Source organism: Dactylosporangium sp. NPDC049525 (assembly GCF_040676755.1).
GTDB lineage: Bacteria > Actinomycetota > Actinomycetes > Mycobacteriales > Micromonosporaceae > Dactylosporangium.
Genome location: NZ_JBFAPO010000016.1, coordinates 1 through 25,252, shown reverse-complemented (window position 1 = coordinate 25,252; position 25,252 = coordinate 1). Strand labels below are relative to the sequence as shown.

At 70.3% G+C, this 25,252-nt stretch carries 21 protein-coding genes and 1 pseudogene; 7 read left to right on the top strand and 15 right to left on the bottom strand.

The genetic code is table 11. The annotated features are described in order from the left end of the window. Nucleotides 1-148: 148 nt before the first annotated feature. Nucleotides 149-1,369 (bottom strand): ROK family transcriptional regulator, encoded by a 1,221-nt coding sequence (locus AB0K00_RS23160; RefSeq protein ID WP_363523568.1) that lies wholly within the window; start codon nt 1,367-1,369, stop codon nt 149-151. Nucleotides 1,370-1,606: 237 nt separating this feature from the next. Here AB0K00_RS23160 and AB0K00_RS23155 point away from each other — a divergent pair, with 237 nt between their 5' ends. Continuing rightward, on the top strand, nt 1,607-2,062 hold the full coding sequence (locus tag AB0K00_RS23155; protein WP_033359691.1) for an Rrf2 family transcriptional regulator: 456 nt from the start codon (nt 1,607-1,609) through the stop codon (nt 2,060-2,062). 49 nt (nt 2,063-2,111) lie between these two features. Next, the gene (locus AB0K00_RS23150) at nt 2,112-2,336 is read left to right on the top strand and encodes a hypothetical protein (protein ID WP_363523567.1); all 225 of its coding nucleotides are present in this window, start codon (nt 2,112-2,114) and stop codon (nt 2,334-2,336) included. A gap of 149 nt (nt 2,337-2,485) precedes the next feature. On the opposite strand, the gene AB0K00_RS23145 is transcribed toward AB0K00_RS23150, so the two are convergent. The 4 genes from AB0K00_RS23145 to pyk form a co-directional block, all read right to left on the bottom strand. Then, nucleotides 2,486-2,986 (bottom strand): NADPH-dependent FMN reductase, encoded by a 501-nt coding sequence (locus AB0K00_RS23145; RefSeq protein ID WP_363523566.1) that lies wholly within the window; start codon nt 2,984-2,986, stop codon nt 2,486-2,488. Between the two features lie 347 nt (nt 2,987-3,333). Beyond that, the gene (locus AB0K00_RS23140) at nt 3,334-3,789 is read right to left on the bottom strand and encodes an Rrf2 family transcriptional regulator (protein ID WP_363523565.1); all 456 of its coding nucleotides are present in this window, start codon (nt 3,787-3,789) and stop codon (nt 3,334-3,336) included. Nucleotides 3,790-3,792: 3 nt separating this feature from the next. Beyond that, on the bottom strand, nt 3,793-4,671 hold the full coding sequence (locus tag AB0K00_RS23135) for an acyl-CoA thioesterase II (RefSeq protein WP_363523564.1): 879 nt from the start codon (nt 4,669-4,671) through the stop codon (nt 3,793-3,795). A gap of 19 nt (nt 4,672-4,690) precedes the next feature. Beyond that, on the bottom strand, nt 4,691-6,133 hold the full coding sequence (pyk, locus tag AB0K00_RS23130) for a pyruvate kinase (protein ID WP_363523563.1): 1,443 nt from the start codon (nt 6,131-6,133) through the stop codon (nt 4,691-4,693). A gap of 101 nt (nt 6,134-6,234) precedes the next feature. On the opposite strand from pyk, the gene AB0K00_RS23125 reads away from it, so the two are divergent. Beyond that, nucleotides 6,235-7,365, top strand: coding sequence for a low temperature requirement protein A (locus AB0K00_RS23125; RefSeq protein WP_363523562.1), 1,131 nt, complete (start codon nt 6,235-6,237; stop codon nt 7,363-7,365). Between the two features lie 52 nt (nt 7,366-7,417). On the opposite strand, the gene AB0K00_RS23120 is transcribed toward AB0K00_RS23125, so the two are convergent. From AB0K00_RS23120 to gltB, 9 genes are all read right to left on the bottom strand, one after another. After that, nucleotides 7,418-8,578 (bottom strand): mechanosensitive ion channel family protein, encoded by a 1,161-nt coding sequence (locus tag AB0K00_RS23120; RefSeq protein ID WP_363523561.1) that lies wholly within the window; start codon nt 8,576-8,578, stop codon nt 7,418-7,420. Nucleotides 8,579-8,609: 31 nt separating this feature from the next. Then, on the bottom strand, nt 8,610-9,698 hold the full coding sequence (locus AB0K00_RS23115; protein WP_363523560.1) for a S8 family serine peptidase: 1,089 nt from the start codon (nt 9,696-9,698) through the stop codon (nt 8,610-8,612). Continuing rightward, nucleotides 9,695-10,858: a hypothetical protein gene (locus AB0K00_RS23110; protein ID WP_363523559.1), complete on the bottom strand. Its 1,164-nt coding sequence runs from the start codon at nt 10,856-10,858 to the stop codon at nt 9,695-9,697. Before AB0K00_RS23110 ends, AB0K00_RS23115 begins: the two co-directional genes overlap by 4 nt. Then, nucleotides 10,858-11,262 (bottom strand): hypothetical protein, encoded by a 405-nt coding sequence (locus tag AB0K00_RS23105; protein ID WP_363523558.1) that lies wholly within the window; start codon nt 11,260-11,262, stop codon nt 10,858-10,860. Before AB0K00_RS23105 ends, AB0K00_RS23110 begins: the two co-directional genes overlap by 1 nt. 103 nt (nt 11,263-11,365) lie before the next feature. Then, entirely contained in the window at nt 11,366-12,445 is a 1,080-nt protein-coding gene (locus AB0K00_RS23100) for a S8 family serine peptidase (protein ID WP_363523557.1), read from the bottom strand. Then, nucleotides 12,442-13,539, bottom strand: a complete 1,098-nt coding sequence (locus tag AB0K00_RS23095; protein ID WP_363523556.1) for a hypothetical protein — start codon at nt 13,537-13,539, stop codon at nt 12,442-12,444. The genes AB0K00_RS23100 and AB0K00_RS23095 overlap by 4 nt, the downstream gene beginning before the upstream one ends. A 108-nt stretch (nt 13,540-13,647) precedes the next feature. After that, nucleotides 13,648-14,442, bottom strand: coding sequence for a neutral zinc metallopeptidase (locus AB0K00_RS23090; protein WP_363523555.1), 795 nt, complete (start codon nt 14,440-14,442; stop codon nt 13,648-13,650). Between the two features lie 94 nt (nt 14,443-14,536). Then, nucleotides 14,537-16,012 carry a glutamate synthase subunit beta gene (locus AB0K00_RS23085; protein WP_363523554.1) on the bottom strand — a complete coding sequence of 492 codons (1,476 nt, stop codon included), beginning with the start codon at nt 16,010-16,012 and terminating at the stop codon, nt 14,537-14,539. Further along, nucleotides 16,005-20,567, bottom strand: a complete 4,563-nt coding sequence (gene gltB, locus AB0K00_RS23080; RefSeq protein ID WP_363523553.1) for a glutamate synthase large subunit — start codon at nt 20,565-20,567, stop codon at nt 16,005-16,007. Before gltB ends, AB0K00_RS23085 begins: the two co-directional genes overlap by 8 nt. Nucleotides 20,568-20,961: 394 nt before the next feature. Here gltB and AB0K00_RS23075 point away from each other — a divergent pair, with 394 nt between their 5' ends. The 4 genes from AB0K00_RS23075 to AB0K00_RS23060 all read left to right on the top strand — a co-directional run bounded on the left by AB0K00_RS23075 (nt 20,962) and on the right by AB0K00_RS23060 (nt 24,965). Beyond that, nucleotides 20,962-22,215, top strand: coding sequence for an Ig-like domain-containing protein (locus AB0K00_RS23075; RefSeq protein WP_363523552.1), 1,254 nt, complete (start codon nt 20,962-20,964; stop codon nt 22,213-22,215). Nucleotides 22,216-22,346: 131 nt separating this feature from the next. After that, on the top strand, nt 22,347-23,102 hold the full coding sequence (locus AB0K00_RS23070; protein ID WP_363523551.1) for a CPBP family intramembrane glutamic endopeptidase: 756 nt from the start codon (nt 22,347-22,349) through the stop codon (nt 23,100-23,102). 7 nt (nt 23,103-23,109) lie between these two features. Next, nucleotides 23,110-24,006, top strand: coding sequence for a CPBP family intramembrane glutamic endopeptidase (locus tag AB0K00_RS23065; protein WP_363523550.1), 897 nt, complete (start codon nt 23,110-23,112; stop codon nt 24,004-24,006). Nucleotides 24,007-24,134: 128 nt separating this feature from the next. Then, on the top strand, nt 24,135-24,965 hold the full coding sequence (locus AB0K00_RS23060) for a hypothetical protein (RefSeq protein ID WP_363523549.1): 831 nt from the start codon (nt 24,135-24,137) through the stop codon (nt 24,963-24,965). A 54-nt stretch (nt 24,966-25,019) separates the two neighbouring features. Here the strand turns inward: AB0K00_RS23060 and AB0K00_RS23055 are convergent. Next, nucleotides 25,020-25,252, bottom strand: a pseudogene (locus AB0K00_RS23055) (hypothetical protein); the annotation flags it as partial.

Sequence of the window (25,252 nt, the reverse complement as noted above, 5' to 3'; positions counted from 1 at the left end):
GTCTCAACCCGTGCGTAAGGTCGCCAAAATCCGCAGCCCGCGCAGGCTGAACGCAGGCTGTGAACCCAGATTGGGCGCGGACTGGGCGCGGACTCAGCGCAGACTGGGCTCGGGGTGAGCCCTGTGATGGGCTCTGGGGTGGGCTCTGTCAGGCGCGGAAGACGACCCGGTAGTACGTCTCCGAGTGCTGCAACGCCAGCAGCACCGCCCCGCGCACCTCCGCGTCCGGCCCGAGCACCGACGCGCGGATCTCGACGCCGCGCAGCGCCGGCGCCAGGGCGTGCCGCGCCACCGCCGCCCGCAACGGGTCCAGCAGCAGGTCCCCGATCGGCGCCAGCCCGCCGCCGACCACGACGACCGCCGGGTTGTACGCATTGATCAGCCACGACGCCGCCAGCCCCAGGTGCGCGCCGATCTCGGCGATCGCGGCGGCGGCGAGGGCGTCGCCGGCCCGGGCGGCCGCGGTGACGTCCCGCGCGTCGAACGTCTCGAGGGCCGCCAGGCTCGACGTCTCCCCCGCGACGAGCCCGCGGCGCACCGCCCGCACTATTGCCGGGCCGGACGCGACCGTCTCCAGGCAGCCGACGTTGCCGCAGTTGCACGGCTCCTCGTTGCCGGGGACGGCGTTGTGCCCGATCTCGCCGGCCGTGCCGCCGACACCATGGAACACCCTGCCGTCGGACAGGACGCCTGCGGACAGGCCGGTGCCCGCGTACAGCAGCGCCAGGTCCCCGACCCGCCCGCCGGCCCCCTCCAGGTTCTCGGCGACGGCGGCGGCCTGACCGGCGTTGTGCACGTAGACGGGCGCACCGAGCTCGGCGGCGAGGATGTCGCGGACCGGCACGTCCCGCCAGCCGAGGTTCGGCGCGAGCAGGCACACGCCCGTGTGGAAGTCGGTGAGCCCGGGCAGGACCGCGCCTACCGCGGCGAGCCGGGCGGTGGGCAGCGCCGTGCTTTGGATCGCGGCGCGCGCCTCGGCCGCCACCATCCGCAGCGCGTCGACCGGCGCCACCCCGGTGACGGCCGTGCCGGTGTTCGCGGCGAGCGCGGTCGGCGTGGGGAACTCGCGTCGCGCGATCTCCTCCCCCGCGGCGTCGCCGATGGCGACCGTGGTGCGCCGGGCGCCGATGTGCGCGCCGACCACCAGCTGGGAGCGGGCGTTGAACTCGAGCAGGATCGGCGGCCGCCCGCCGCTGACCGCGGTCGAGCCCGGCCCGAGCTCGCGGACGAGCCCGTCGGCGATCAGCTCGTCGACGATCGCGGACACGGTCGGCTTCGCCAGCGTCGTGGACCGGGCGATGCTCGCGCGGGAGACCGGCCCGCCCTCCTTCACCAGCGCCAGCACCAGCGACCGGTTGACCTCGCGCATCACATTGTGATCGGCGCCCCTGCGCGGTTCGGGTGAGCGGGGTTCGGGTGACCGCTCACCCACGCGTTCGTCTGGTCGCATAATCCGACAACGCTACCCCGGCGATCACCCGCAAGCGCGCACCCTACATTGGTATCGGACATTCCCCATCGGCTAGCTCCAAAAGCTAGCCCCTTGGCGGGCCCCACGGTCCGTCATGGGTACGGCGACGCTCTCTGCGGGAAGGCAGTCTTTGCCATGCACATCTCGGCACGCGGCGACTACGCGGTGCGCGCCTCGCTCGGTCTGGCGGCCGCCTACCCCGCGGTCGTGTCGGCCGCCGGCCTCGCCGACGAACAGGAGATGCCCCGCAAGTTCCTGGAGGCGGTCCTCGGCGACCTGCGACGGGCCGGCCTCGTCCGCGGCCAGCGCGGCGTCGACGGCGGCTACGTCCTGACCCGACAGCCCTCCGAGATCATGGTCGGTGACGTGCTCCGCGCCGTCGACGGCCCCTTGGCAGAGGTCCGCGGCGTCCGGCCGGAGGAGGCGATGTACTCCGGCACCGCCGAGCACCTCCAGCAGCTGTGGGTGGCGGTGCGGGCCGCGGTCCGCAACGTCCTCGACGAGGTCAGCCTCGCCGACGTGGTCCGCGGCCGGATGCCGGCGCACGTGCGCCGCCTCACCACACCACCGCAGGCCTGGCAGCCGCGCTGAAACTTCCGAACCGGGGGTGAGCGGCCGGTTCCGGACCTACGCTCAGGTCATGTCTAAGGCGCACGACCCGTACCTGCAGGCGGCCGAGGGCTTCCTGCACGCCATCCGCGACGAGCTGGACATGGCCGACGACCTGCAGATGGATCGCACGCTGCAGGTCACGCAGACCTATGCGCTGGTAAGCATCGCCCGCTCGCTGAACGTCCTGAGCGAGCAGGCCGACGGCGCCGACGACTCCCCCCTCGCCATGGCCGGCAACCTCATCGGCCGCTGACGACCACCCGACTCCAGCCCGACTCCAGCCCGACTCCAGCCCGCCTGAGCCCGCCCGAGCAGCAAACGACGCAGCGCAAGCCGGCACAACGCAAGCCGGCACAGCGCAGCCGACACAGCTCAAGCCGGCACAGCGTCCGACCGTTGGGATCAGACCGCGGCGTCGGCGGTGAACGAGTCGCCGACCTCGGCGACGTACTCGGCGGCGGCGGTCCCCGCGTTCGCCAGCTCCGACTCGACGACGGCCAGGCCCGGGGTCACCGGGACCGCGCCGAGCTCGCCGAGCAGTTCCCGCAGGTGCCGTTCGGTCGCGTCGGCCTGCGGCCGGACCCCGGCGGTCACCACGGTCACCGCCGCCACGTCCTTGAGCCCTTCGGCCGGCAGCTGGTCCAGCAGGACCTTCAGCACACCCGTATACGTGCCCTTGTACGTCGGGGTCGCCACGACCAGCACGCTCGCGCGCCGGAGCCGGCCGAGCGCGTCGGCGACCGCACCGTCGCCCGTCTGCAGCAGCCGCGTGCCGAGCGCGGCCACGTCGATGGTGTGCGGCACCGGCTGGCCGAGCCGGTCGGCGAGCGCGGCGCCGACCTCCTCCGCCAGGTGCAGCGTGCGGGAGTGCGGACGCGGGTTGCCCGAGAGCACGACGATCATGCGCCGATCCTATCTCCTATCGAACCGATCGGAAATAGCGAAAAGATCAACCCGAGCCGGGTGCGGGCTTCCAAAGTCAACTGGCACCCAGCGTCGCGCCCACGCGCGCCCATGCTCCACTCAGCCCGCGGCGCCTGTCGCGGCCGCAAGGTCGCGGCGCGGCCGTTCACGGCCGCGTGCTTGTTCACGACCGCAGGTCGTGTCACCGCAACTGTCCGCGGAGCTGGCAGGGAGGCCGTTCACGGCCGACCGGTGGCTGACGGGAGCGACGGCGCGTGCCCACGACGGACCGGAGCAGGCAGCTTTTCGAACAGGCCGGACCGCCGCTGTGCCCGGCCGGAAAACCGTCAGACCCAGGCGCGCGGGTCGGCAACCAGGTCGCGGACGCGCTCGGGCAGCTCGCCGGTGACGACGTCCTCGATGGTGACCGTCTCGAGGATGAGGCGCTCGTTGGCGCGCAGGGCGATCCACACGTCCTGCAGCGCGGAGGCGGCGCCGTGGTAGCCGAGGTCCTCGGGGCGCTGGCCGCGGACGTTGGCGAGCGGGCCGTCGATCACGCGGATGATCTCGGCGAGGCTGATCTCGGCGGCAGGCCGGGCCAGCCGGTAACCGCCCTCGGGGCCGCGCTGGGCGACGACGATGCCGCCGCGGCGCAGCTGCAGCAGGATGCTCTCGAGGAACTTCGGTGGGATCTGCTGGGCGGACGCCAGGCGGTCGGCGGTCACCAGCTTGCCGTCACCGGCCGACGCCGCGAGCTCCGCCACCGCGCGGAGGGCGTAGTCGACCCGGGCTGAAAGGCGCATGACTCATCCTCCCACGCGTCGCAACAGGCCCTCTTGCACGGCCGTCGCGATGTGTCGCCCATCGCGGGTGAACATGCGGCCGGTCGCCAGGCCCCGGGCGTCGGAGGCCGAGGGGCTCACCGAGTCGTAGAGGAACCACTCGTCGGCGCGGAAGCCGCGGTGGAACCACAGGGCGTGATCGAGGCTGGCGCCGACGAACCCGCCGGGGCCCCAGACGGCGCCGTGGACGGCGAGGACCGAGTCGAGCAGGGTGAGATCCGAGGCGAACGTCAGCGCGCACGCATGCAGCAGCGGGTCGTCGGGGAGCTTGCCGTCGATGCGCATCCAGACCCGCTGGGTCGGGGACGCGGGGCGGTCGCCGGGGCGGACCCAGCCGGGCTCGCCGACGTAGCGCACGTCGATCGGGCGCGGGATTATCGACCAGATGCCGGCCCGCTCCGGATATTTCGCCAGGCGCTCCGCCATCGTCGGCGTCTCCTCCGGCGAGGGGATGTCCGCCGGCGCGGCCTCGTGGTGGTCCAGGCCGTCCTCGGGGACGTGGAACGACGCCGACATGAAGAAGATGACCTTGCCGTGCTGCTGCGCGACGGACCGGCGCACGGAGAAGGTGCGCCCGTCGCGGATGTTCTCCACCGTGTACGTGATGGGCACCGTCGGGTCGCCCGGCCGGACGAAATACCCGTGCAGCGAGTGCACCTGGCGCTCAGGGTCGACGGTCCGGCCGGCGGCCACCAGGGCCTGCCCCGCGACCTGGCCGCCGAACACACGTTGGGGGCCGACCGGCGGGCTGATGCCCAGGAACCGGTCGTCCCCCAACGCTTCGAGGTCCAGGAGTCGGACGAGGGCGTCTACCGCCGCCTGTCCACTTGCGAGCTCGTCCACCCCTGCAATCTAGAGGTAATTACGCGCTGTGGTCCTGCCCGTGCTCCTGTGACAGTGCTCCCAGCTGGTGAACGCGCAGCGTGTTCGTCGAGCCGGGCGTCCCGGGCGGGGAGCCCGCGACGATGACGACGTCGTCGCCGGCGCTGAGCCACGGCAGTCCGACCATGGCCAGGTCGACCTGCTGGAACATCTCGTCGGTGTGCTGGACGAACGGCACGTCGAACGTCTGCACGCCCCACGACAGGGCCAGCTGGTTACGGACCGTCGGCTCGGGCGTGAACGCGAGCAGCGGCAGCTCGCAGTGCAGGCGGGCGAGGCGGCGGACCGTGTCACCGGTCTGCGAGAAGGCGACCAGCGCCTTGGCGCCGATGTTGCGGGCGATGTTGGAGGCGGCCGAGGTGAGCGCGCCACCGCGGGTGCGGGGGTCGTGCTGCAGGCGCGGCACCGACAGCGAACCGCCCTCGGTGGTCGCGATGATCCGGGCCATCGTGGCGACGGTCAGGATCGGATACCGCCCGACGCTGGTCTCGCCGGAGAGCATGACGGCGTCGGTGCCGTCGAGCACGGCGTTGGCGACGTCGGACGCCTCGGCGCGGGTCGGGCGGGCGTTCTCGATCATGGAGTCGAGCATCTGCGTGGCCACGATGACCGGCTTCGCCGACTCGCGGCACAGCTGGACGGCCCGCTTCTGCACCAGCGGCACCTGCTCGAGCGGCATCTCGACGCCGAGGTCACCGCGGGCGACCATGATGCCGTCGAACGCCGCGACGATCTGCTCGAGGGCGGCGACCGCCTCCGGCTTCTCGACCTTCGCGATGACCGGGCGGTGCACCCGCTCCTCGTCCATGATCTCGTGGACGAGCTTGATGTCGTCGGGCGAACGCACGAACGACAACGCGATCCAGTCGGCGCCCAGCTGCAGCGCGAACCGGAGGTCCTCGGCGTCCTTCTCGGACATCGCGGGAACGCTCACCGCGACGTTGGGCAGTGAGACACCCTTGTTGTTGGAGACCATGCCGCCCTCGGTGACGAGGACGGTGATGTCGTTTCCTTCGACGCCGGTGACCTCGACGGCAACCTTGCCGTCGTCGATCAGCAGCCGGTCGCCGGCTTTCACTTCCTGCGGCAGCTTCGTGTAGGTGCACGACACCCGATCGGCGGTGCCGATCACGTCGTCGCTGGTGATGACGGCCGTGTCACCGGTGCGCCACTCGTGAGGCCCGTTGGCGAAGCGACCGAGCCGGATCTTGGGACCCTGCAGGTCGGCGAGAATGCCCACGGAACGGCCGGCGGCAGCGGCGGCCTCACGGACGAGTGCGAACACCGCGGCGTGGTCCTCATGGCTGCCGTGGCTGAAGTTGAGCCGCGCGACGTCCATCCCGGCGTCGACGAGGCCGCGGATCCGCTCGGGCGACGATACGGCGGGTCCGAGCGTACAGACGATTTTTGCGCGTCGAGTCACACCTTGAGGCTAGCCCCTCCACGCCGTGACGATTCGGCCGACCCAGGGTGGCGCCATCAGTTGAGACACTGTCCACCGGCGGTTTCCCTCATAATCGTGCGATGGCTTCCAGCCCGCCCTCGAGCTCACAGTGGCGCCGGCCGATGGGCACCCGCGACACCCGCGAGCCGCACCGGGTCGCGACGCCGCTCGAGCTGCTGTTCGACCTGTGTTTCGTGGTCGCCATCGCGCTGGTTGCACAGTTGCTGCACCACGCGGTCGCCGACGGTGACGTGCTGCACGGGATCGTCGCCTATCTGACGGTGTTCTTCTCCGTCTGGTGGGCCTGGATGAACTTCACCTGGTTCGCCTCGGCGTATGACACCGACGACGTCGCGTACCGGCTGACGACCCTCGTGCAGATCGCCGGGGTGCTCGTCCTGGCCGCCGGGGTCACCGACGCGTTCCACGGCCACTTCGGCATCGTCACCGCGGGCTACGTCATCATGCGCGCGGCCCTGGTCACCCAGTGGCTGCGGGCGGCGGCCGGCGACCCTGACGGCCGTTCCGGGGACCGGGGCACCGCGCTTCGTATGGCGGCCGGGGTGTCCGCGTGCATGGTCGGCTGGTCGCTGATCCTGCTCACCCACGGCACCACGCACCTGGTGCTGTTCTTCGTCATGGTCGCCGCCGAGCTGGCGGTGCCACTGTGGGCGGAGCGGCAACGCCACACGCCGTGGCACCCGCATCACATCGCCGAGCGGTACAGCCTGCTGTTCATCATCGTGCTCGGCGAGATCGTGCTGTCGACCACGGTGGCGGTGCAGGCCGGGTTCGTGCAGGACCGGCTGTGGTGGGTGGCGGGCAGCGGGCTGGTCATCGTCTTCGCGTTCTGGTGGCTGTACTTCGACCACCCGGCGCACCGGCTGCTGGTGGACAACCGGCACGCGTTCGTGTGGGGATACGGGCACTACGCCGTCTTCGCGGCCGCCGCGGCGATCGGGGCGGGCATCGCCGTCATCGTCGAACGCCCCGACCTGTCCGGCGCCCCCGTCACGATCCCGGTGGCGGTGCTCCTGGTGGCGCTGTGGGTCCTGCACATCCGCCCCCGCACCTGGCTGGAGCCGGCCGCGGCGCTCCTGGTCCTCGCCGCGACCTTCGTCGGCCCTTCGCTGGTCGTGACGGCGGCGGTCCTGTCGGTACTGGTGGCCGCCAGGCTCGTCCTGCACGCCAGAACCCCGGCCACCGCCTAGCGCTCACGGCCCGCCGTTCGTCAGCGCTCCCGTTCGTCAGCGCTCCCGTTCGTCAGTGCTCCCGTTCGCCGCCGGTGAACGCCTCGGCGCGGGCCCGGCCGTCGACGCTGTGGCTGAACACCCGCGCGTCGCTGTCGGCCGTGTGCGTCTGCCCGGTGAGCGTCGCGTGCAGCGGCATCGCGGAGGTCATCTCGCCCCGCACCCGCGGCAGCGACGACGGGTGCGCGTCCCGCAGCCACGTCACCATGTGCTCCCGGATGAAGCACCGCAGGTCCCACAGTTTCGGCGCGTCGGTCGCGCTGACGAGCGCCCGCAGCCGCATCGCGTTGCCGGTTGCCTCGACGACCTGCAGCACCGACACCCGCCCGTCCCACAGGTCCGTCGACTCCAGCGCCCGGCGCAGTTCCTCCCGCGCCTCCGGCACCGGCAACCACCAGTCGACGTCGAGCATGACGTCGCCGAGCAGCGCCGCCTCCGTCCGCGTCCAGTTCTGGAACGGCTTCTCCGTGAAGTACGACGTCGGCAGGATCAACCGCCGGTCGTCCCACACGTGCACGACCACGTAGGACAACGTGATCTCCTGAACCCGCCCCCACTCCTCCTCGACGATGACGACGTCCCCGAGCCGCACCGCGTCGCTGAACGCCAGCTGCAGCCCCGCGAACAGGTTCCGCAGCACGCTCTGCGCCGCCAGACCCGCGATGATGCCGATGAACCCCGCGCTCGCGAGCACACTCGTGCCCAGTATGCGAGCCTGCGGGAACGTCATCAGCATCACGCCGGCGGCGAGCACGGCAATCGTCGCGACCGTCACCCGCCGGATCATCACCACCTGCGTGTGCACCCGCCGCGCCTGCCGGTTGTCCGGCACGTCCGTCCTGAACCGCGCCAGCGCCGCGTCCTCCGCCACCACCAGCAACGCCGCGACCAGCCACGCCACCGCCCCGATGATGATGAGCTGCTCCACGTGCAGGAACGTGGGCCGCCACTCCGCCTCGTCGGCGGTGTCCCGGATCGTGAAGTACACCGCCGCCAGCACCACCACCCACTGCGTCGGCCGGTGCGCCCGGTTCGCCAGCTCGGTCAGCAACCCCGACCGCCGCCCCGCCCGCAGCAGCGCCATATGCACCGCCTGCACCAGCAACAACGCGACGAGCGCCGCCCCGAGCGCAATGCTCAGCGGCTGGAGCGTGTCGATGAGCGTCTCTCGCATTCGGCGCTAAGTACCCGCGTCCGGTGGCCTCCTAACGTGTCCTGCGTCGCACCCACCAGACAGCAACCCCGCCAACCACCCCGACCCCAACCACAACCCACCCGACGCCCACCCCAGCCACTCCCCCACCATGCCGTTTCCCGGGCGGGGTGGTGGTGGTTGCGGTGGTGCTGCTGGCCGCGGCCGGCAGTTCGGCGGTGAGGGCGGCCACGGGATTGACGATGCCGTACCCGTACTCGTCGTCCCGGCCCGGCTTCCCCCGATCAGTGGCGGTTGCAGTCAGCCGCCGGATCACCTCAGCCGCAGAGAGCTGGGGAAACTTCGCCCGCACCAACGCCACCACCCCGGCAACAATGGCCGTCGAGTTACTCGTCCCATCACCGGTGCTGTACTTGCCGAAGGCATCCAGTGACACTATGTCCACTGCAGGTGCCGAAAGCACCACCTCCGGCCCAGTCGCGGAGATCGCGGCATGGTTGCCGGCCTTATCGGTCCCCGCGACCGCCAGCACGCCCGGCAACTTCGCTGGAAAGCCCACCTGCTTGCTCTTCGGCGCATTACCAACGCCTGCAACAACCACCACACCAGCCTGGATCGCTGCCTCAACCGCATACCTCACCTCCGGATATTCGCTGGTCACCGCAGCGACACAAATGACCTGCGCACCGTGCGAAACCGACCACGTGATGCCGGCTGCCAAGTTCTCCGGAGTCCCCCCAAACTCGCTGTGGATCGTCTGCACCGGCAGAATGGTGGCCTTCGGCGCGATACCGAGCACGCCAGCACCGTTGGGCAGTCCACGGCCTGCGATGAGTCCTGCCATTGCCGTCCCGTGACCATCGGTGTCGGCTTTCCCGTTGCCCGACGCACCTTCGCCGAATTCCTTGCCCTCGATGACGGCGCCGGCAAGCTCGCCCTGGCGATCATCGACCCCAGTATCCGCGACCGCCACGAGCACTCCTTCGCCCACGCTGAACTGCTGCGCACGGACGACCTCAAGCGACGCCAGATGCCACTGCCGGTCTCGAATGGTGTCAGCGGACGCAGCGATCGGCAGAGCCGGCAACGAGACGACCACCGCCGCCAGGACCACGGTGATCGAACGGACGACGCGGATCAACGATCGAGTCCAATTACGCCAGGGCCCGGATCGTGGGTACGAACCGGCGGCAGCGCTTCAAGCAACGGCCGAACACCGTGAATCACGGTCCACTGCTCACCCGGATCGTCATCCGGCTCACGCCGACGTGCGACATATTCCTCGAACGATCGGTCCTGATATCCACCGGCAATCGGGCGACTGGTCGACGGCGTGGACCGCGATGCAGTAACGGGCGGCACCGACCGCCCACGCGCCGAACCGGCAGAGACAGCCACCGGCGGCCCGCCGATCACGCCGCCTGGAACGCCCCGCATTGCCTGCGGACCAACGCCGCGAGCCATCCCATCCACACCGGTCACGGTCCTGGCATTCGAAGTTCCGATGCCAAGAACCCGACCGACACCGGCAACCGGCTCCTGATACCTCGTTGCCGTCCCACCGCCGGTTTGACCAACTCCATGTTCACCCGGTCCCCAGCCGCCGATGCCGGTATCCGAGCGACCTCCGGCCAGCAAAACGTCCTCGCCGATGCTTTCGCCGGCGACAGGCGCAGGTGGGTCAAATTGCGGTGGTGCAAATCCGCTCAAGCGCGTCGAAGCGCCGTTCGTGCCGCCACCGTCGGCACCAGCACCACTTGTTGAGTTGGTGCCGCCGTTCACCGCCGGGATGGACGTCCGCATGCTGATCCGCGCATAGTCAGGCAGCGCTGTCGCAAACTTTGACGTCGCATCGCGCACCGTCACGTCGGCCGCCACGAGAATGCGACGACCTTCCTGGTCCAGCAGCTTCTGCGCTTGCCTGCCAACCCTCGGGTCGGGCGCAAGTTGTGCCTTCGCATACCGCTCTACCAATGGAGCCAACTGTTCGCGAGCGTGGCCGATCGCATCCGCGACGATTTCCACGCCGATGCGCACCTCCGCAGCACCCCGAGCGGTCGCCGCGAATGCGTCGATCATGTCGTTGAGTCGCTGAAGGAACATCGTGGCTGCGTCGCTCTTGTCGGGGGGCCACGCCTCGGCGAGCTGGTCTCGCAGGACTCGAAGCCGGTCACGTTGGGTTTCCAAAGCGGTCTGCTGACGGCGCAACGTCGCCAGATGCAGATGGGCGTCCGCGGCGTTGTCGGCGGCGACCATCTCCCAGAGCTCAGGCAGCCGCCACCGGCGGTACGACTCGGCCATCAGGTGGACCTGCCCGTCCTCGGGTCATGCTGGGCGGCCCAGATCGCATCGTCCACCTTTGTCGAAGCGACAGCCAGGCTCGCCTTGAACTGCTCACCGCTCAACGTGTCCGCCTGGGCATACGCGGCGGCGACCTCCTCGGCCGCCTGCACGAACACGGTACCGTTGTGGACGAATGCATCCATCAGGTCCAACAGTTCGATGAGTTTCTTGTGGTACAACGTCGCCGCCGCCTGCACGTCCGGGCTGGCCGTGCGGGTGCCGAACGACGGAGTGTCGACGAACGTGCGCAGAATCTGGTCATGCTCGGGTGACAGGTGCGCGGTCAGGTCGGCGTGCAGCCCTGCGCCGAACGACCGGACCGCTTCCAGGTCGACCGTGAAGCCCGACTTATGATCACTCATCGCGTCCTCCCCGCCACGATGTGCAATAGACAGACGTGACGGTACCGCAACTCCGAACCGTCGTGACGCCCGGAATTGCACCAACCGCAAAGCGTGACGACAACTACCGTGACCGCCGGCGCCGCCAAGCCAGCAGTCCAGCGCATGCAAAGACGGCCCCACCGCCGATGAATGCCCAGACCGGCAGCTGCCCGGAGGCGTTCGGCTGGCCGGCACGATCCGCAGGAGACGAAGCAGCCACGGGCGACGGCCCGATCGACGCGGTCAACGCCGCGACCGGATTGACGATGCCGTAGCCGTACTCGTCATCGCGGCCCGGCTTCCCCCGATCAGTGGCGGTTGCAGTCAACCGACGGATGACCTCGGCGGCCGGCAACTGAGGGAATTTTGCCCGCACCAACGCGACCACCCCAGCCACGATCGCCGTGGCGTTACTGGTGCCTTCACCCGCGACATACCTGCCGAACGCCCCCGTCGAGACAATGTCGACAGCGGGCGCGGAAAGCACCACTTCCGGCCCTGCCGCGGAGATCGTGGCGTGATTGCCGTTCTTGTCGGTCCCTGCGACCGCGAGCACGCCCGGCAGCTTCGCCGGGAAACCTACCGTCTTGTTGTCCGGGGTGTTGCCGGCACCTGCAACGACGACGACATCTGCCTTGATGGCGGACTCGACAGCTGCACGCACCTGAGGATATTCACTCGTGACGGCCGCGACGCAGATGACCTTCGCGCCTTGTGAGACCGCCCAGACAATGCCATCTGCGAGATCGATCGGCGAACCACCGAATTCGCTGTGGAGTGTTTGCACCGGCAGGATCGTGGCCTTCGGTGCGACGCCGAGGACGCCGGCTCCGTTGGGCAACCCACGTCCTGCGATGAGGCCTGCCATTGCCGTGCCATGCCCGTCCGTGTCAGCCTTGCCGTTTCCTGTCGGCTGTTCACCGAACTCTTTGCCGGAAATCACGGCGCCGGCAAGCTCTCCATGGCGATCGTCGACTCCAGTGTCCGTGACAGCGACGACAATCCCCTCCCCTTGACCAACCTTCTGAGCCTGCGCAATCTGCAGCGCTGCCAGATGCCACTGGCGGTCACGAATGTCGTCGGCCGCTGCGGGCACGGACGTGCAGATAACGACCAGCGAGATGGCGACCAACCCGATGGCTGCCGAACGGACCGCCCTCAACGGTCGATTCCAAGGACACCTGGCCCCGGATCGTGAGGCCGGGTCGCAGGTGGCTCGATCACGGCAGACACTCCGCTAGGGACCGTCCACAATTCGTCCTGGCCGTCCTGTGAGGCGCGCCGCCGACTCGCGTATTGCGCGGATGAGGTGTCCTGGCGGCCTCCAGCACTACCGAGTGGGCGCACTGCCGACCCCGTTATGCCGCTTGCCCGACCGCCGAACGGCACTCCGCCAGATGCGCTGCTGATGACGCCGTTCATCTGAGTTCCGGGTCCGTTGGGCACGCCGGGTCCAGGTCGCGGAACGGCTCCCAAGATTCGGCCAGGACCAAGCGATGGCGCACTCACGGCGCTGGCGAGAGTCCTGGCTCCGTCGGCAGTTGCAGCCAGAGGCGGGATCACGCCGTGTCCGACATCGTCGGCAGTTCCGGCGGCCAGCAGAACCTCCTGGTCCTCCGCCGGATCAATGGTCACTGCAGGCGGGTCGAATCGTGGAGACGCAAAGCCGGTGACTGATCGACTGGCAGACCCACCGGATGCACCACCCGAACTTGATCCGTTGGTGGTGACCGGCGGCGACGCTACGGCCGTCGGCAGGCTGATCCGCTTGTAGGTCGGAAGCACGACGTTGAGTCCGGCCGCTGGTTCGACGACCGCTGCGTCCGCGGCCATGAGAATGCGGCGGGCGTGTTCGTCCAGACGTTTCCGGGCTTGCTCCCCTACCCGCTGATCGGCCTGATCAGCGGTCCGCTGGTACTGCTCGACCAAAGGTGCCAGCTCTGCGCGGGCTTGGTCGAGCGCCTCGGCGATCAGGGTCACCCTGCTGCGCACCTCGGCCGCGCCGTTCGCGGTTTCGGACATCGCGCGGATCATGTCGTTGACGCGTTGGATGAAGGCGGTGGCCGCTTCGCTCTTCTCGGGTGGCCAGGCTTCTGCGAGCTGGTCCCGGAGTGTTCGCAGGCGGTCGCGTTGGGTTTCCAGGGCGGCCTGCTGGCGGCGCAGGGTTGTCAGGTGGAGGTACGTATTTGCTGGACTGTCGGCGGCGACCATCTGCCACAGTTGCGGTAGCCGCCACCGGCGGTACGACTCGGCCATCAGACGAGGCCGGTGAAGAGGCCGTTGAAGAGGCCGTTGAACTGGTGATCACTCATCGCGTTCTCCCCGCCACGATGTGCAATAGACAGACGTGACGGTACCGCAAGTTCAGCCGTGGTAGGAGGAGGGCATGTCGCACGCTTCGAGGCTTTGCTCGTAGCCGTCGAAGAAGGCGCCGGTGCGTTGTGCGGCGGAGCCGTGGGCGCCTTCCTGGAACCAGGGTTCGTCCTCGGGGTCGGCGACGGAGAAGAGGCCGTTCTTCAGTTCGTCGAGGTCGCCGTCTTCGAGGGTGAAGTCGCCGACCTTGATGGAGTCGCCGATGTAGGCGCCGGCGAAGCAGTCGGCCTGGAGTTCCTGGTAGATGGTGAACTGGTAGTTGATGCCGAGGCGTTGCTGGATGGCGTGGCCGTATTCGTGGCCGAGCAGGTAGAAGACGAACGCGTCGCCGAGTTCCTGGTAGACGTGTTCGGACCAGTTGACGTCGTAGGCGATGAAGTCACCGACGGGGCAGTAGGCGGCGTTCTGGGTCGGGATCGGCTGGGTGCCGCACATGACCTCGCCGTCGACACGGTAGGGCACGATCCGCGACACCGGGCGGAAGCCGACGATCCGGGAGCTCCAGTACCGTTCGACGACCCGCAGCGCGATGCTGACGTCGTGGGCGAACGTCGAGTCGGCCGGCGACGAGGCGTGGGTCCGCGGCGAGGACCCAGAGTAGGACGGCGGCAGGTACGCCGGCGGCGCAGAGGGCGGCGCCGTCTTGGTCGGCATGGGCGGCAGGGCGGGGATCGCCGGCGCCCAGAACGGCGGCTGGTCCGCGGGTGAGGCGGAGGCCACCCCGACCGGCGCGATACACAGCAGGAACAACGCCAGCGGCAGCGCGAGCAACGGGGAGCGTTTCATGGCCGACGGGTACCCGGGGAGCGGCGCCGCAAGAGAGCCGCTCCCGTTTAGCACCCTGAAGAGAAACCGCCCCTGAGAAGAAGCGAACGCAGACCTAGGCGGTGAGAGCCACCGCGGACGGTTCCACCGGTGCGGGCAGCGTGCCGTCGCCGCCCAGGTACGCGTGGATCGAGGCGGCCGCCGACCGGCCCTCGGCGATCGCCCACACGATGAGCGACGCGCCGCGGTGCATGTCACCCGCGACGAACACGCCTGGCGCCGACGTCTGCCAGTCGGGTCCGGTGTCGACGCCGCCGCGCCGGTTGCGGGTCAGGCCGAGGTTCGTGAGCAGCGGCCCGGTCTCGGTACCCTCGAAGCCGATGGCAAGCAGGACGAGCTCCGCCGGGTAGAGCCGTTCGGTGCCCGGGACCTCGGTGACGACGCGGCGGCCGTCCACTCTGGACACCTGGACCTCGGCGATGCGCACCCCGGTGAGGTCGCCGTCGTCGTTGCCCTCGAAGGCGGTCACGGCGACGGCGAAAGCACGCTCGCCGCCCTCCTCGTGCGCCGGGTAGTTGCGCAGGATCCATGGCCACGTCGGCCACGGGTCGCGGGACTCGTCGCGTTCGGCCGGCGGGATTGGGTACTGGTCCAGCTGCAGCACGGACCGGGCGCCCTGCCGGTGCGCGACCCCGAGGCAGTCGGCCGCCGTGTCACCGCCGCCGATGATGATCACGTTCTTGCCGGCGGCCGAGATCGACGCGGAGGGGACCCGCCCGGCGACGACGCGGTTGGATTCGACGAGGTGTTCCATCGCCAGGTGGACGCCGGCGAGCGGGCGGCCCGGCGTGTCAGGCGTGTCGCGGCTGTGCAGCGCGCCGCAGGCCAGCAGCAGCGCGTCGTGGCGGGCCCGCAGGTCCTCGACGGAGACGGAGATGCCGACGTTGACGCCGGTCTCGAAGCGGACCCCCTCGGCGCGCAGCTGGTCCAGGCGCAGGTCGATGTGCCCCTTCTCCAGCTTGAAGTCGGGGATGCCATACCGCAGGAGGCCGCCGAGGGCGTCGTCGCGCTCGTACACCACGACGTCGTGACCGGCCCGGGCGAGCTGCTGCGCGGCGGCGAGCCCGGCGGGGCCGGAGCCGACGACGCCGACGCTCTTGCCGGACCGTTCGGGTGCGGGGCGGGCGGTGACCCGGCCGGCGGCGACGGCCCGGTTGATGATCTCGACCTCGACCTGCTTGATCGTGACGGGCTGGCCGCCCGCGATCGACAGGACGCAGGCGGCCTCGCACGGCGCTGGGCACAGCCGCCCGGTGAACTCCGGGAAGTTGTTGGTCGCGTGCAGCGCCTCGATCGCGAAGTCCCAGTTGCCGGTGCGGACCAGGTCGTTCCAGTCGGGGATGCGGTTGCCGAGCGGGCAGCCGTCGTGACAGAACGGGATGCCGCAGTCCATGCAGCGGCTGGCCTGCTCGGTGATGAGCTCGTCGGACGCGGGCGGGTACACCTCGCGCCAATCGCGCAGCCTGACCGGGACGGGGCGCCGGGCGGGCAACCGCCGTTCGTAGCGCAGGAAACCGTTCGGGTCAGGCACGTGCAACCTCCATGACCGCCGCGTCGACATCGCGACCGGCTGCCTCGGCGGCCCGCATGACCTCCATGACGCGCTTGTAGTCGCGCGGCACGACCTCCGTGAACTCCAGGACCGACTCGTCCCAATTGTCCAACAGACGCCCCGCCACCGCGGAACCGGTCTCCTCGAAATGCGACCGCACCAGCGGCAGCAGCGCGTCCGGCGTCGAAACCGGCTCCAGGTCCACCAGCTCGGTGTTGACCAGCGACCTGTCGAGCTTCCAGACGTAGGCGACGCCGCCAGACATGCCCGCGGCGAAGTTCCGGCCGGTGGGGCCAAGCACGACGACGGTGCCACCGGTCATGTACTCGCAGCCGTGGTCGCCGACGCCCTCGACGACGGCGGCGGCGCCGGAGTTGCGCACCGCGAACCGCTCCCCCGCCTTGCCGCGCATGAAGAGGGCACCGCCGGTGGCCCCGTACAGGACCGTGTTGCCGCCGATGATCTGCTCCTCGGCCACGAACGGCGCCGTCGGGTCGGGGCGCACGATGAGCCGGCCGCCGGACAGGCCCTTGCCGACGTAGTCGTTGGCGTCGCCGATGAGCCGGAGGGTGACGCCGTGAGGGACCCAAGCGCCGAAGGACTGACCTGCGGTGCCGCGCAACGTAACGTCCACGGTGTCGTCGGGCAGGCCAGCGCCGCCGACCCGGCGCACGATCTCACCGCCGAGCATCGCACCGACGGAACGGTGCTCGTTGCGGACGGCGATCTCCAGCTTGATCGTGGTGCCTTCGTCGAGCGCGGGCGTGACCGCGGCGATGAGCTGGTTGTCCAGTGCCCGCTCGAGGCGGTGGTCCTGCTTGGTGGTCTGGCGCCGCGCGGCGTCGTCGGCGAGGGGAGGAACGTGCAGCAACGGGGTCAGGTCCAGCCCGCCTGCCTTCCAGTGGTCCACCGCCGGGCGGACGTCGAGCAGCTCGGTGTGGCCGATCATCTCGTCGAGGGTGCGGAAGCCCAGCTCGGCCAGGTAGCCGCGGACCTCCTCGGCGAGGAACCAGAAGAAGTTCTCCACGAACTCCGGCGTGCCGGTGAACTTCTTGCGCAGCGCCGGGTTCTGCGTGGCGATGCCGACCGGGCAGGTGTCGAGGTGGCAGACCCGCATCATGATGCAGCCGGACACGATGAGCGGCGAGGTCGCGAAGCCGAACTCCTCGGCGCCGAGCAGCGCCGCGATGATGACGTCCCGGCCGGTCTTGAGCTGCCCGTCGACCTGGACGCTGACCCGGTCGCGCAGCCCCGACAGCAGCAGCGTCTGCTGGGTCTCGGCGAGGCCGAGCTCCCACGGCGTGCCGGCGTGCTTGAGCGAGTTGAGCGGCGACGCGCCGGTGCCGCCGTCGTGGCCGGAGATGAGGATGACGTCGGCCTTGGTCTTCGCGACGCCGGCGGCGACGGTGCCGACACCGATCTCGGAGACCAGCTTCACGTGGACGCGCGCCGCCGGGTTGACATTCTTCAGGTCGAAGACCAGCTGGGCGAGGTCCTCGATGGAGTAGATGTCGTGGTGCGGCGGCGGGGAGATGAGCCCGACACCCGGGGTGGCGTGCCGGGTCTTGGCGATCCACGGCCAGATCTTGTTGCCCGGCAGCTGCCCGCCCTCGCCGGGCTTGGCGCCCTGCGCCATCTTGATCTGCAGGTCGTCGGCGTTGACGAGGTACTCGGTGGTCACGCCGAACCGCCCGCTGGCGATCTGCTTGACGGCGGAGCGCCGGCGCGGGTCGTGCAGCCGCTCGGCGTCCTCGCCGCCTTCGCCGGTGTTGGACCGGCCGCCGATGTTGTTCATCGCGATGGCGAGGGTCTCGTGCGCTTCCATGGAGATGGAGCCGTAGGACATGGCGCCGGTCGCGAACCGCTTCACGATCTCGGTGGCCGGCTCGACCTCTTCGAGGGGCACGGCGGGGCGGACCCCGGTGCGCAGCTCGAACAGCCCGCGCAGCGACCCGGCCTGCCCGGCGAGCTCGTCGACCTTCGCCGTGTACCGCTGGAACACGTCGTACTGCTTGGACCGGGTCGCGTGCTGGAGCAGGAAGACCGTCTCCGGGTTGAACAGGTGCAGCTCGCCCTCGCGGCGCCACTGGTACTCGCCGCCGACCTCGAGCCGCCGGTGCGCCCGCTCGGCCTCGTTGGCCGGATACGCCCGGGCGTGCCGGGCGGCGATCTCGAGGTGGATCTCGGCGAGGCCGATGCCGCCGATCTTGCTGGGGGTGCCGGTGAAGTACCGCTCGACCAGCCGCGGGTCCAGCCCGACGGCCTCGAAGACCTGGGCGCCGCAGTAGGAGCTGACGGTCGAGATGCCCATCTTCGACATGATCTTCAGGACGCCCTTGCCGAGCGCCTTGACGTAGTTGTAGACCGCTTTCTCGGGGTCGACGCCGGGCAGCGCGCCGGTGGCGATGAGGTCCTCGGCGCTCTCGAAGGCCAGGTACGGGTTGACCGCGGACGCGCCGAACCCGGACAGCAGGGCCACGTGGTGCACCTCGCGGCAGTCGCCGGACTCGACGACCAGGGACACCTGGGTGCGGGTCTGCTCGCGCACCAGGTGCTGGTGGACGGCGGCGGTGAGCAGCAGCGACGGGATCGGCGCCAGGTCGACGGTCGAGTCGCGGTCGGACAGGACCAGGACCCGCACGCCGTCCTCGATCGCCTCGGACACGCCGCGCATGATCTCCACGAGGCGGCGCTTGAGGCCGGTCGCGCCGTCGCGGATCGGGTACAGCCCGGAGACCCTGACCGCCTTGAAGCCGGGCAGGTCGCCGTCGTCGTCGATGTGCAGCAGCTTGGCGAGGTCGTCGTTGTCGATGACCGGGTAGGGCAGCGTGATCTGCCGGCACGACGCCGGGCCCGGCTTGAGCAGGTTGGCCTCGGGGCCGATGGTGGCGGCGACGCTGGTGACGATCTCCTCGCGGATGGCGTCCAGCGGCGGGTTCGTCACCTGCGCGAAGAGCTGGGTGAAGTAGTCGTACATCAGCCGCGGCCGGGTGGAGAGCACGGCGACGGGCGTGTCGGTGCCCATCGAGCCGAGGGGCTCGGAGCCGGCCCGGGCCATCGGCCCGATGAGGATCTTCAGCTCCTCCTCGGTGTAGCCGAAGGTCTGCTGGCGGCGCTGGACGGAGTCGTGCGTGTAGACGACGTGCTCCCGCTCGGGCAGCTGCTCGAGGTCCATGAGCCCGGCGTGCAGCCAGTCCTCGTAGGGCTCGGCCTGCGCCAGCTCCGACTTGATCTCGTCGTCGGTGCGGATCCGGCCGGCGGCGGTGTCGACGAGCAGCATCTTGCCGGGCGCGGAGCGGCCCTTCGCGACGATCGTCGCCGGGTCGAGGTCGAGCACGCCCGCCTCGCTGGCGAGCACGACGAGCCCGTCGGCCGTCTGCCACCAGCGCCCCGGGCGCAGCCCGTTGCGGTCCAGGACCGCGCCGACGACGGTGCCGTCGGTGAAGGCGACGCTCGCCGGGCCGTCCCACGGCTCCATGAGACACGCGTGGAAGCGGTAGAACGCCCGCCGCAGCGGGTCCATCCGAGGGTCGTTCTCCCACGCCTCGGGAATCATCATGAGCACCGCGTGCGGCAGGCTGCGCCCCGACAGGTGCAGCAGCTCGAGGACCTCATCGAAGTTGGCGGAGTCCGAGGCTTCGGGGGTACAAATGGGGAACAGCCGGCGGATGTTGCCGGGCAGGTTCTCCGTGGCCAGGAGCGCCTCGCGGGCCGCCATCCAGTTCCGGTTGCCGCGGATGGTGTTGATCTCGCCGTTGTGGGCGATCAGCCGATACGGGTGGGAGAGCTCCCACGACGGGAACGTGTTCGTCGAGAAGCGGGAGTGGACCAGGGCGATCGCCGAGGTGACGCGCTCGTCGGAGAGGTCGGGGAAGAACGACACGACCTGGTCGGGCGTGAGCATGCCCTTGTAGGTGATGGTCCGCGACGACAGCGACGGCAGGTACAGCTGGATACCGCGCTCGCGGGTCTCCCGCTCCGTCTGCTTGCGCACGCAGTAGACGACCCGGTCCAGGTCGAGCCCGGACAGCACGGTCCCCGGCGAGCCGAGCTTCTCGGCGCCGATGAAGACCTGCATGATGCGCGGCATCGCGACGAGCGCGGTCGCGCCGAGGTCGGTGGCGTCGGTCGGCACGTCGCGCCAGCCGAGCACCTGGGCGCCCTCGACCAGCGCGTACTTCTCCAGCACGCGCATCGCACGCTGGGCGGCCTCGTCGTCGTTGGGCAGGAACGCCAGGCCTGTGGCATACGAGCCGGCGGGCGGCAGGTCCTCGATGCCGGCGACGTCGCGCAGGAACGCGTCCGGGATCTGGATCATGATGCCGGCCCCGTCGCCGGTGTTGGGCTCGGCGCCGCGGGCGCCTCGATGGTCCATGCGCAGCAGCGCGGACAGCCCCTTGTGCACCACGTCATGGGATCGCCGGCCGTGGATATCAGCCACGAACGCGACCCCGCAGGCGTCGTGCTCAAAGGCAGGGTCGTACAGACCCTGCGGCTGCGGTCCGGGGTAACCCATCGGGCCTCCTGACGTCATCGATTGCGAGTCGGGACAACGTCGGCCCAAAAACAGTCTGCGGAGCAGTCTTGCCAGTGTACGCGAAGATTCGGGCGCGATCCTCATGTGTGATTCGCCGCCCGCCAGGTGCGTTGCCGACCAACGTACCGCCTGTACCGCTGCGCGACCTACAACGTGAGATCGTGACAAATCCCACGAGCCGCAGGTGAGAGCGCTGTGAGGAGCCCGTTACCGAATCGGGACGCAACCTGGAACAGTCTGGAACACGTCCAAGGAGCGGATGGCTCAGGCGATCCGTTACTTCATACGATGCCCCTGCTCCGGTTCGACGGGTTGAACCGTGTGGCACAAACCTGGGATACACCGGCGTTGTAACCGGTGCATGCTCTAGCCCAACGAAGGAGGTGTGGACATGGGAGTCTCCGCACGCGCACTGGCCACGATCACTGCTCTAGCCGGGCTGATCGCCCTCTCTGCTTGCAGCGCCGACGAAAAACCCAAATGGAGTGACAGCGGCAGTGCCGGCGGCCCCTCGGCTTCCGCGTCCGCCGCGCAGCCAACCGCGACCCTCACCGCGCCGGCCGACGGTGCGACCGGCGTCTCCACCGCCACCGAACTCGCCCTGCAGGCGGCGCCCGGCGCGAACGCGTCGGTCACGCTTGCGGACGCGTCCGGTGCGGCGGTCAACGGCGGCCTACGCTCGGACGGCACGACCTGGATCCCGGCGACGCAGCTCAAATACGGCACGCAATACACCGCGACCGTGACCTCCGCCGGCGACAGCGCCGGTAAGAAGATCACGTTCACGACCATGGCGAAGCCCGGCAAGACGGTCAACGTGTCGACGGCCCTGTCCGACAACAAGGTCTACGGCGTGGCCATCCCGATCGTCGTCCGGTTCGGCTCCAGCGTCCCCACGGAGCTGCGGGCGAGCGTCGAGAAGCGGCTGCTCGTCACCAGCACCCCGCCGCAGGTCGGCACCTGGTACTGGTTCAACGGCGGCGAGGTGCACTTCCGCCCGAAGGAGTACTGGCAGACCGGCACGAAGGTCAGCGTCCGGCTAGCGACGGGTGGCCTGCAGCTGACGAAGACCGGCTGGGGCACCAAGGACGTCACGACGAACTTCACCGTCGGTGACAAGATCATCATGACGACCGACGACAAGACCCACCAGATGACGGTCGAGAAGAACGGCGAGGTCGTCAAGACGATCCCGGTCAGCCTCGGCAAGGCCAAGACCCCCAGCTCCAGCGGCGCCATGGTGGTCATGGACAAGCAGCAGTCCGAGCTGTTCGTGTCGACCGACCCCTCCGACCCGTACCGCGAGACGGTGTACCTGACGCAGCGCATGACCAGTGGCGGCGAGTACATCCACGCGGCCCCGTGGTCCGAGGGCGACCAGGGCAAGCGCAACGTCTCGCACGGCTGCACCAACGTCTCGCAGAAGAACGCGAAGTACCTGTTCGACCTGACGAAGATCGGCGACGTCGTCATCGTCAAGGGCACCCCGCGGAAGCTGGCGTGGGGCAACGGCTGGACCGACTGGGACAAGACCTGGGACGAATACGTCAAGGGCAGCGCCCTCCCGCCGCCGGCCGCGCCGGCTGCGGACCCGAGCGCCAGCACCCAGGCGAGCGCCACAGTCACCGTCTCACCGTCAGCGTAACCACACGCAGTAGCCACACGCAGTAACCATTCGCCGTGGCCACACGGCGTAGCCAGGCGGCAGCACGACAGGGGCCGCTGTCGGACTCCACCGGACGGTGGGGCTGACAGCGGCCCCTTCCGTGTCTCACCATGGCAGCCGTGCTGGACTGGATCGACCCGACGTTCCACGCCACCGAGGTCGTCCTCACGGCGCTGGTCCTGCTCGTGCTGACCGCCAGCGTCCTGCGCGCGTCGCCGGCCGGGATGCGGGAGCGGATCAGGACCAAGGGGCTGGCCGCCGCGTTCCGGCGGTCCGCGGCGACGAACACCCTGGCCGCCCTCATCGCCCTCGAGGCGGTCCTCGTCGGCCCCGGCCTGGACCTCGCCGACCTGGGGCTGCGGCCCGTCACCGTCAGCGACGTCCTGGTCGCGCTGGGACTGCCGGCCGCCGCCGCCGGGACCGCGGCGATCCTCGCCATCCGCTCCGGCGGGATCGACCCGGACGAGGACCCGCTGTCGTTCCTGCGCCCCGCGACACCGGCCGAGCGCCGCTGGGCGGCCGTCGGCGCCATCGCCGCGGGGACCGGTGAGGAGATCGTCTTCCGCGGTTTGTTCATCGCCGCCGGTACCGGTGTGCTCGGGCTGCCCGTGTGGGCCGCAGCGGTCCTCGCGGCGGTGCTGTTCGGCCTCGGCCACCGGTATCAGGGCGTGCGCGGCATCGTGACCACCGGCGGTGCCGCGGTCGTGTTCACCGCCCTGTACGCGCTGACCGGCAACCTCATCGTCCCGATCGCCCTGCACATCACCGTCGACCTGGTGTCGCTCCTGCTGGTCCCGAGCCTCCTCGCCCGCAACACCCCGCCGGCCGCAGACGGGGCAGACACGGCGAAGGCGGAGACCGCATGATGACGGCGTGTTCGAGTGGATCGACCCCCGGTTCGACGTCGCCGGCGCCTGCCTGACCTTGCTCGTCCTGGTGACGTGCGTCGCCGCCGGGGCCCGCGGCGCGACGGCGAAGGCCCGCGCGGCCAGGGAGCGTCTCGTCGCGGCCCCGGGCGGCCGGATCCGGCTGTACCGCACCGGCGTCCGCACCTCGGCGATGCTGGCGGTGGCCGCGTTCGCGGTGGTGTGGACCGACGGCGTCGACCTGGTGGATCTGGGCCTGCGCGCACCCGTCGCGGGCGACGCGGTCGTCGCCGGGCTCGTGTCGGCCGTGTTCGTCTCGGCGAGCGTCGGCGGTGCCGTCCGGGTCGCCCGGGCCCGCCGCGACGGCACCGGCGTCCGCGGCGGCCGCAGCGCCGAGGAGACCCTGGCCCGGGTCCGGTTCCTGCACCCGGCCACCCCGGCGGAGCGCTGGCTGGCGGGCCTGCTCGCGGTCAGCGTCGGGGTCGCCGAGGAACTCGTCTACCGCGGCCTGTTCATCGCCGCCGGCACCGGCCTGCTCGGGCTGGACCCGTGGGTGGCGGCGCTGCTGTCCCTCGCCGTGTTCGGCGTCGACCACCTGTATCAGGGCTGGCGCGGCGCCCTTGTCGCAACGCTGCTCGGGCTGGTCTTCACCATGCTCTACGCCAGCACCGGCAGCATCGTCGCGCCGATCGCCGTCCACGCGCTCTTCGACGTGGCCGCCCTCGTCGTCGCGCCCTGGCTGGCACAGCACGTCGAACGCCGCCCCAGCCGCACACCCGCCACCGCGCCCACTCCTGAGCCCGTCGCCGCTGAGCCCGTCACTGCGCCCGAGCCCGTCATCGCGACCGCCCCGCCGGCGGCTCGCGGCGGACCGGTCACGCTGCGCCCCGCGGCGCCGGAGTGACGCCGGCATGACACCGGACTGACACTGGGGTCACACAAGGGTCATGCAGGGTCATGCAGGGGTCACGCAGGGCAGCTGTCGGGAATCGGGTATCGCGCGGGGATCGACGCACCGCTACCGTCTCGCGCATGGCTCTCGTCCGTCGCACGAACGTGCTCGGCCCCAATTCCAACCGTGTCGTCGCCGCCGCCTCGGTGACCCCCGCCGCACCGGCCGACGCACCAGCGATCGGCCGGGCCCACGTGCCCACCCAGCAAGGCCCCTCGACCCGTTCGGCGAGCGCCGAGGCCGAGGCGGACTCCGGCGCCGCACCCGGCGAAGGCCAGGGCGACGAGGTCGGCATCGCGATCGCCTCCGCCGGGCCGGTGGAGCCGACGCCCGGTGGTGAGGCCGCCGCAGTCCCGCCGCAGCCGGCCTCGGTGCTGTCGCTGGTGTCGGCGTTCGTCCTGGTCGCCGCCGGCGGCGCCGCGTCGTGGGCGCTGTGGCACTACAAGGTCAACGCACAGGCCATCCACCTGCCGGACGCGACGGCGTTCTTCGCGGTGCTGTTCGCGTTCGCGACGGCGATCGAGCGGATCCTGGAGCCGTTCGCACGGTTCCTGCCCGGCAAGCACACCCGCGGCGAGCTGGAGCGGGCGGTGGCGAACCTCGCCAACAAATACCACGACGCCACCCTCGACGACCTGATCCAGGTCGCGCACGCGAAGTCGATGCTGGAGAAGGGCCGGGCCAGCCGCGGTCTCGTCTCGTGGGGCATCGCGACCGCCGTGGCGACCGTCGCGTCGTCGGCGGGCGGGCTGTATCTGCTGCACTCCATCGCCGGGGAGAACTGGGACGGCATCCCGGTCTGGATCGACGCGATCGTCACCGGCATCGTCGTCGGCAGCGGCACCAAGCCCCTCCACGACGTGATCAGCAAGGTCCAGAAGAACAAGGAGAAGTCCGAGGACACCCCCTGACCACAGCCCCGTGCCTGACCACAGCGCCGTGACTGCTCCCAGCGCCGTGACGGCTCAGATGACCAGCAGCCCGTCGGTCTGCGCGCTGTGCGCCATGGCCGACAGGGCCGCCGGCACCCCCAGGAACGGCAGGTAGGGCAGGTCGTAAGGGTGCATCCGCAGCACCTGGGTGGCGTGGTGGCCGGGCACCACCCCCGCCGGGTAGGCGCGGGCGCACCAGCGGTCGACGAGTCCGTGCCGGGTCCCGCACGCCGCGGCCGCCGGCCACAACCAAAGGTGCGCGCAGG

Coding starts and splice junctions, on each gene's coding strand:
- AB0K00_RS23160 (WP_363523568.1), bottom strand. CDS start 1,369: ATGCGCGAGGTCAACCGGTCGCTGGTGCTGGCGCTGGTGAAGGAGGGC.
- AB0K00_RS23155 (WP_033359691.1), top strand. CDS start 1,607: ATGCACATCTCGGCACGCGGCGACTACGCGGTGCGCGCCTCGCTCGGT.
- AB0K00_RS23150 (WP_363523567.1), top strand. CDS start 2,112: ATGTCTAAGGCGCACGACCCGTACCTGCAGGCGGCCGAGGGCTTCCTG.
- AB0K00_RS23145 (WP_363523566.1), bottom strand. CDS start 2,986: ATGATCGTCGTGCTCTCGGGCAACCCGCGTCCGCACTCCCGCACGCTG.
- AB0K00_RS23140 (WP_363523565.1), bottom strand. CDS start 3,789: ATGCGCCTTTCAGCCCGGGTCGACTACGCCCTCCGCGCGGTGGCGGAG.
- AB0K00_RS23125 (WP_363523562.1), top strand. CDS start 6,235: ATGGCTTCCAGCCCGCCCTCGAGCTCACAGTGGCGCCGGCCGATGGGC.
- AB0K00_RS23120 (WP_363523561.1), bottom strand. CDS start 8,578: ATGCGAGAGACGCTCATCGACACGCTCCAGCCGCTGAGCATTGCGCTC.
- AB0K00_RS23110 (WP_363523559.1), bottom strand. CDS start 10,858: ATGGCCGAGTCGTACCGCCGGTGGCGGCTGCCTGAGCTCTGGGAGATG.
- AB0K00_RS23105 (WP_363523558.1), bottom strand. CDS start 11,262: ATGAGTGATCATAAGTCGGGCTTCACGGTCGACCTGGAAGCGGTCCGG.
- AB0K00_RS23095 (WP_363523556.1), bottom strand. CDS start 13,539: ATGGCCGAGTCGTACCGCCGGTGGCGGCTACCGCAACTGTGGCAGATG.
- AB0K00_RS23090 (WP_363523555.1), bottom strand. CDS start 14,442: ATGAAACGCTCCCCGTTGCTCGCGCTGCCGCTGGCGTTGTTCCTGCTG.
- gltB (WP_363523553.1), bottom strand. CDS start 20,567: ATGACGTCAGGAGGCCCGATGGGTTACCCCGGACCGCAGCCGCAGGGT.
- AB0K00_RS23075 (WP_363523552.1), top strand. CDS start 20,962: ATGGGAGTCTCCGCACGCGCACTGGCCACGATCACTGCTCTAGCCGGG.
- AB0K00_RS23070 (WP_363523551.1), top strand. CDS start 22,347: ATGGCAGCCGTGCTGGACTGGATCGACCCGACGTTCCACGCCACCGAG.
- AB0K00_RS23060 (WP_363523549.1), top strand. CDS start 24,135: ATGGCTCTCGTCCGTCGCACGAACGTGCTCGGCCCCAATTCCAACCGT.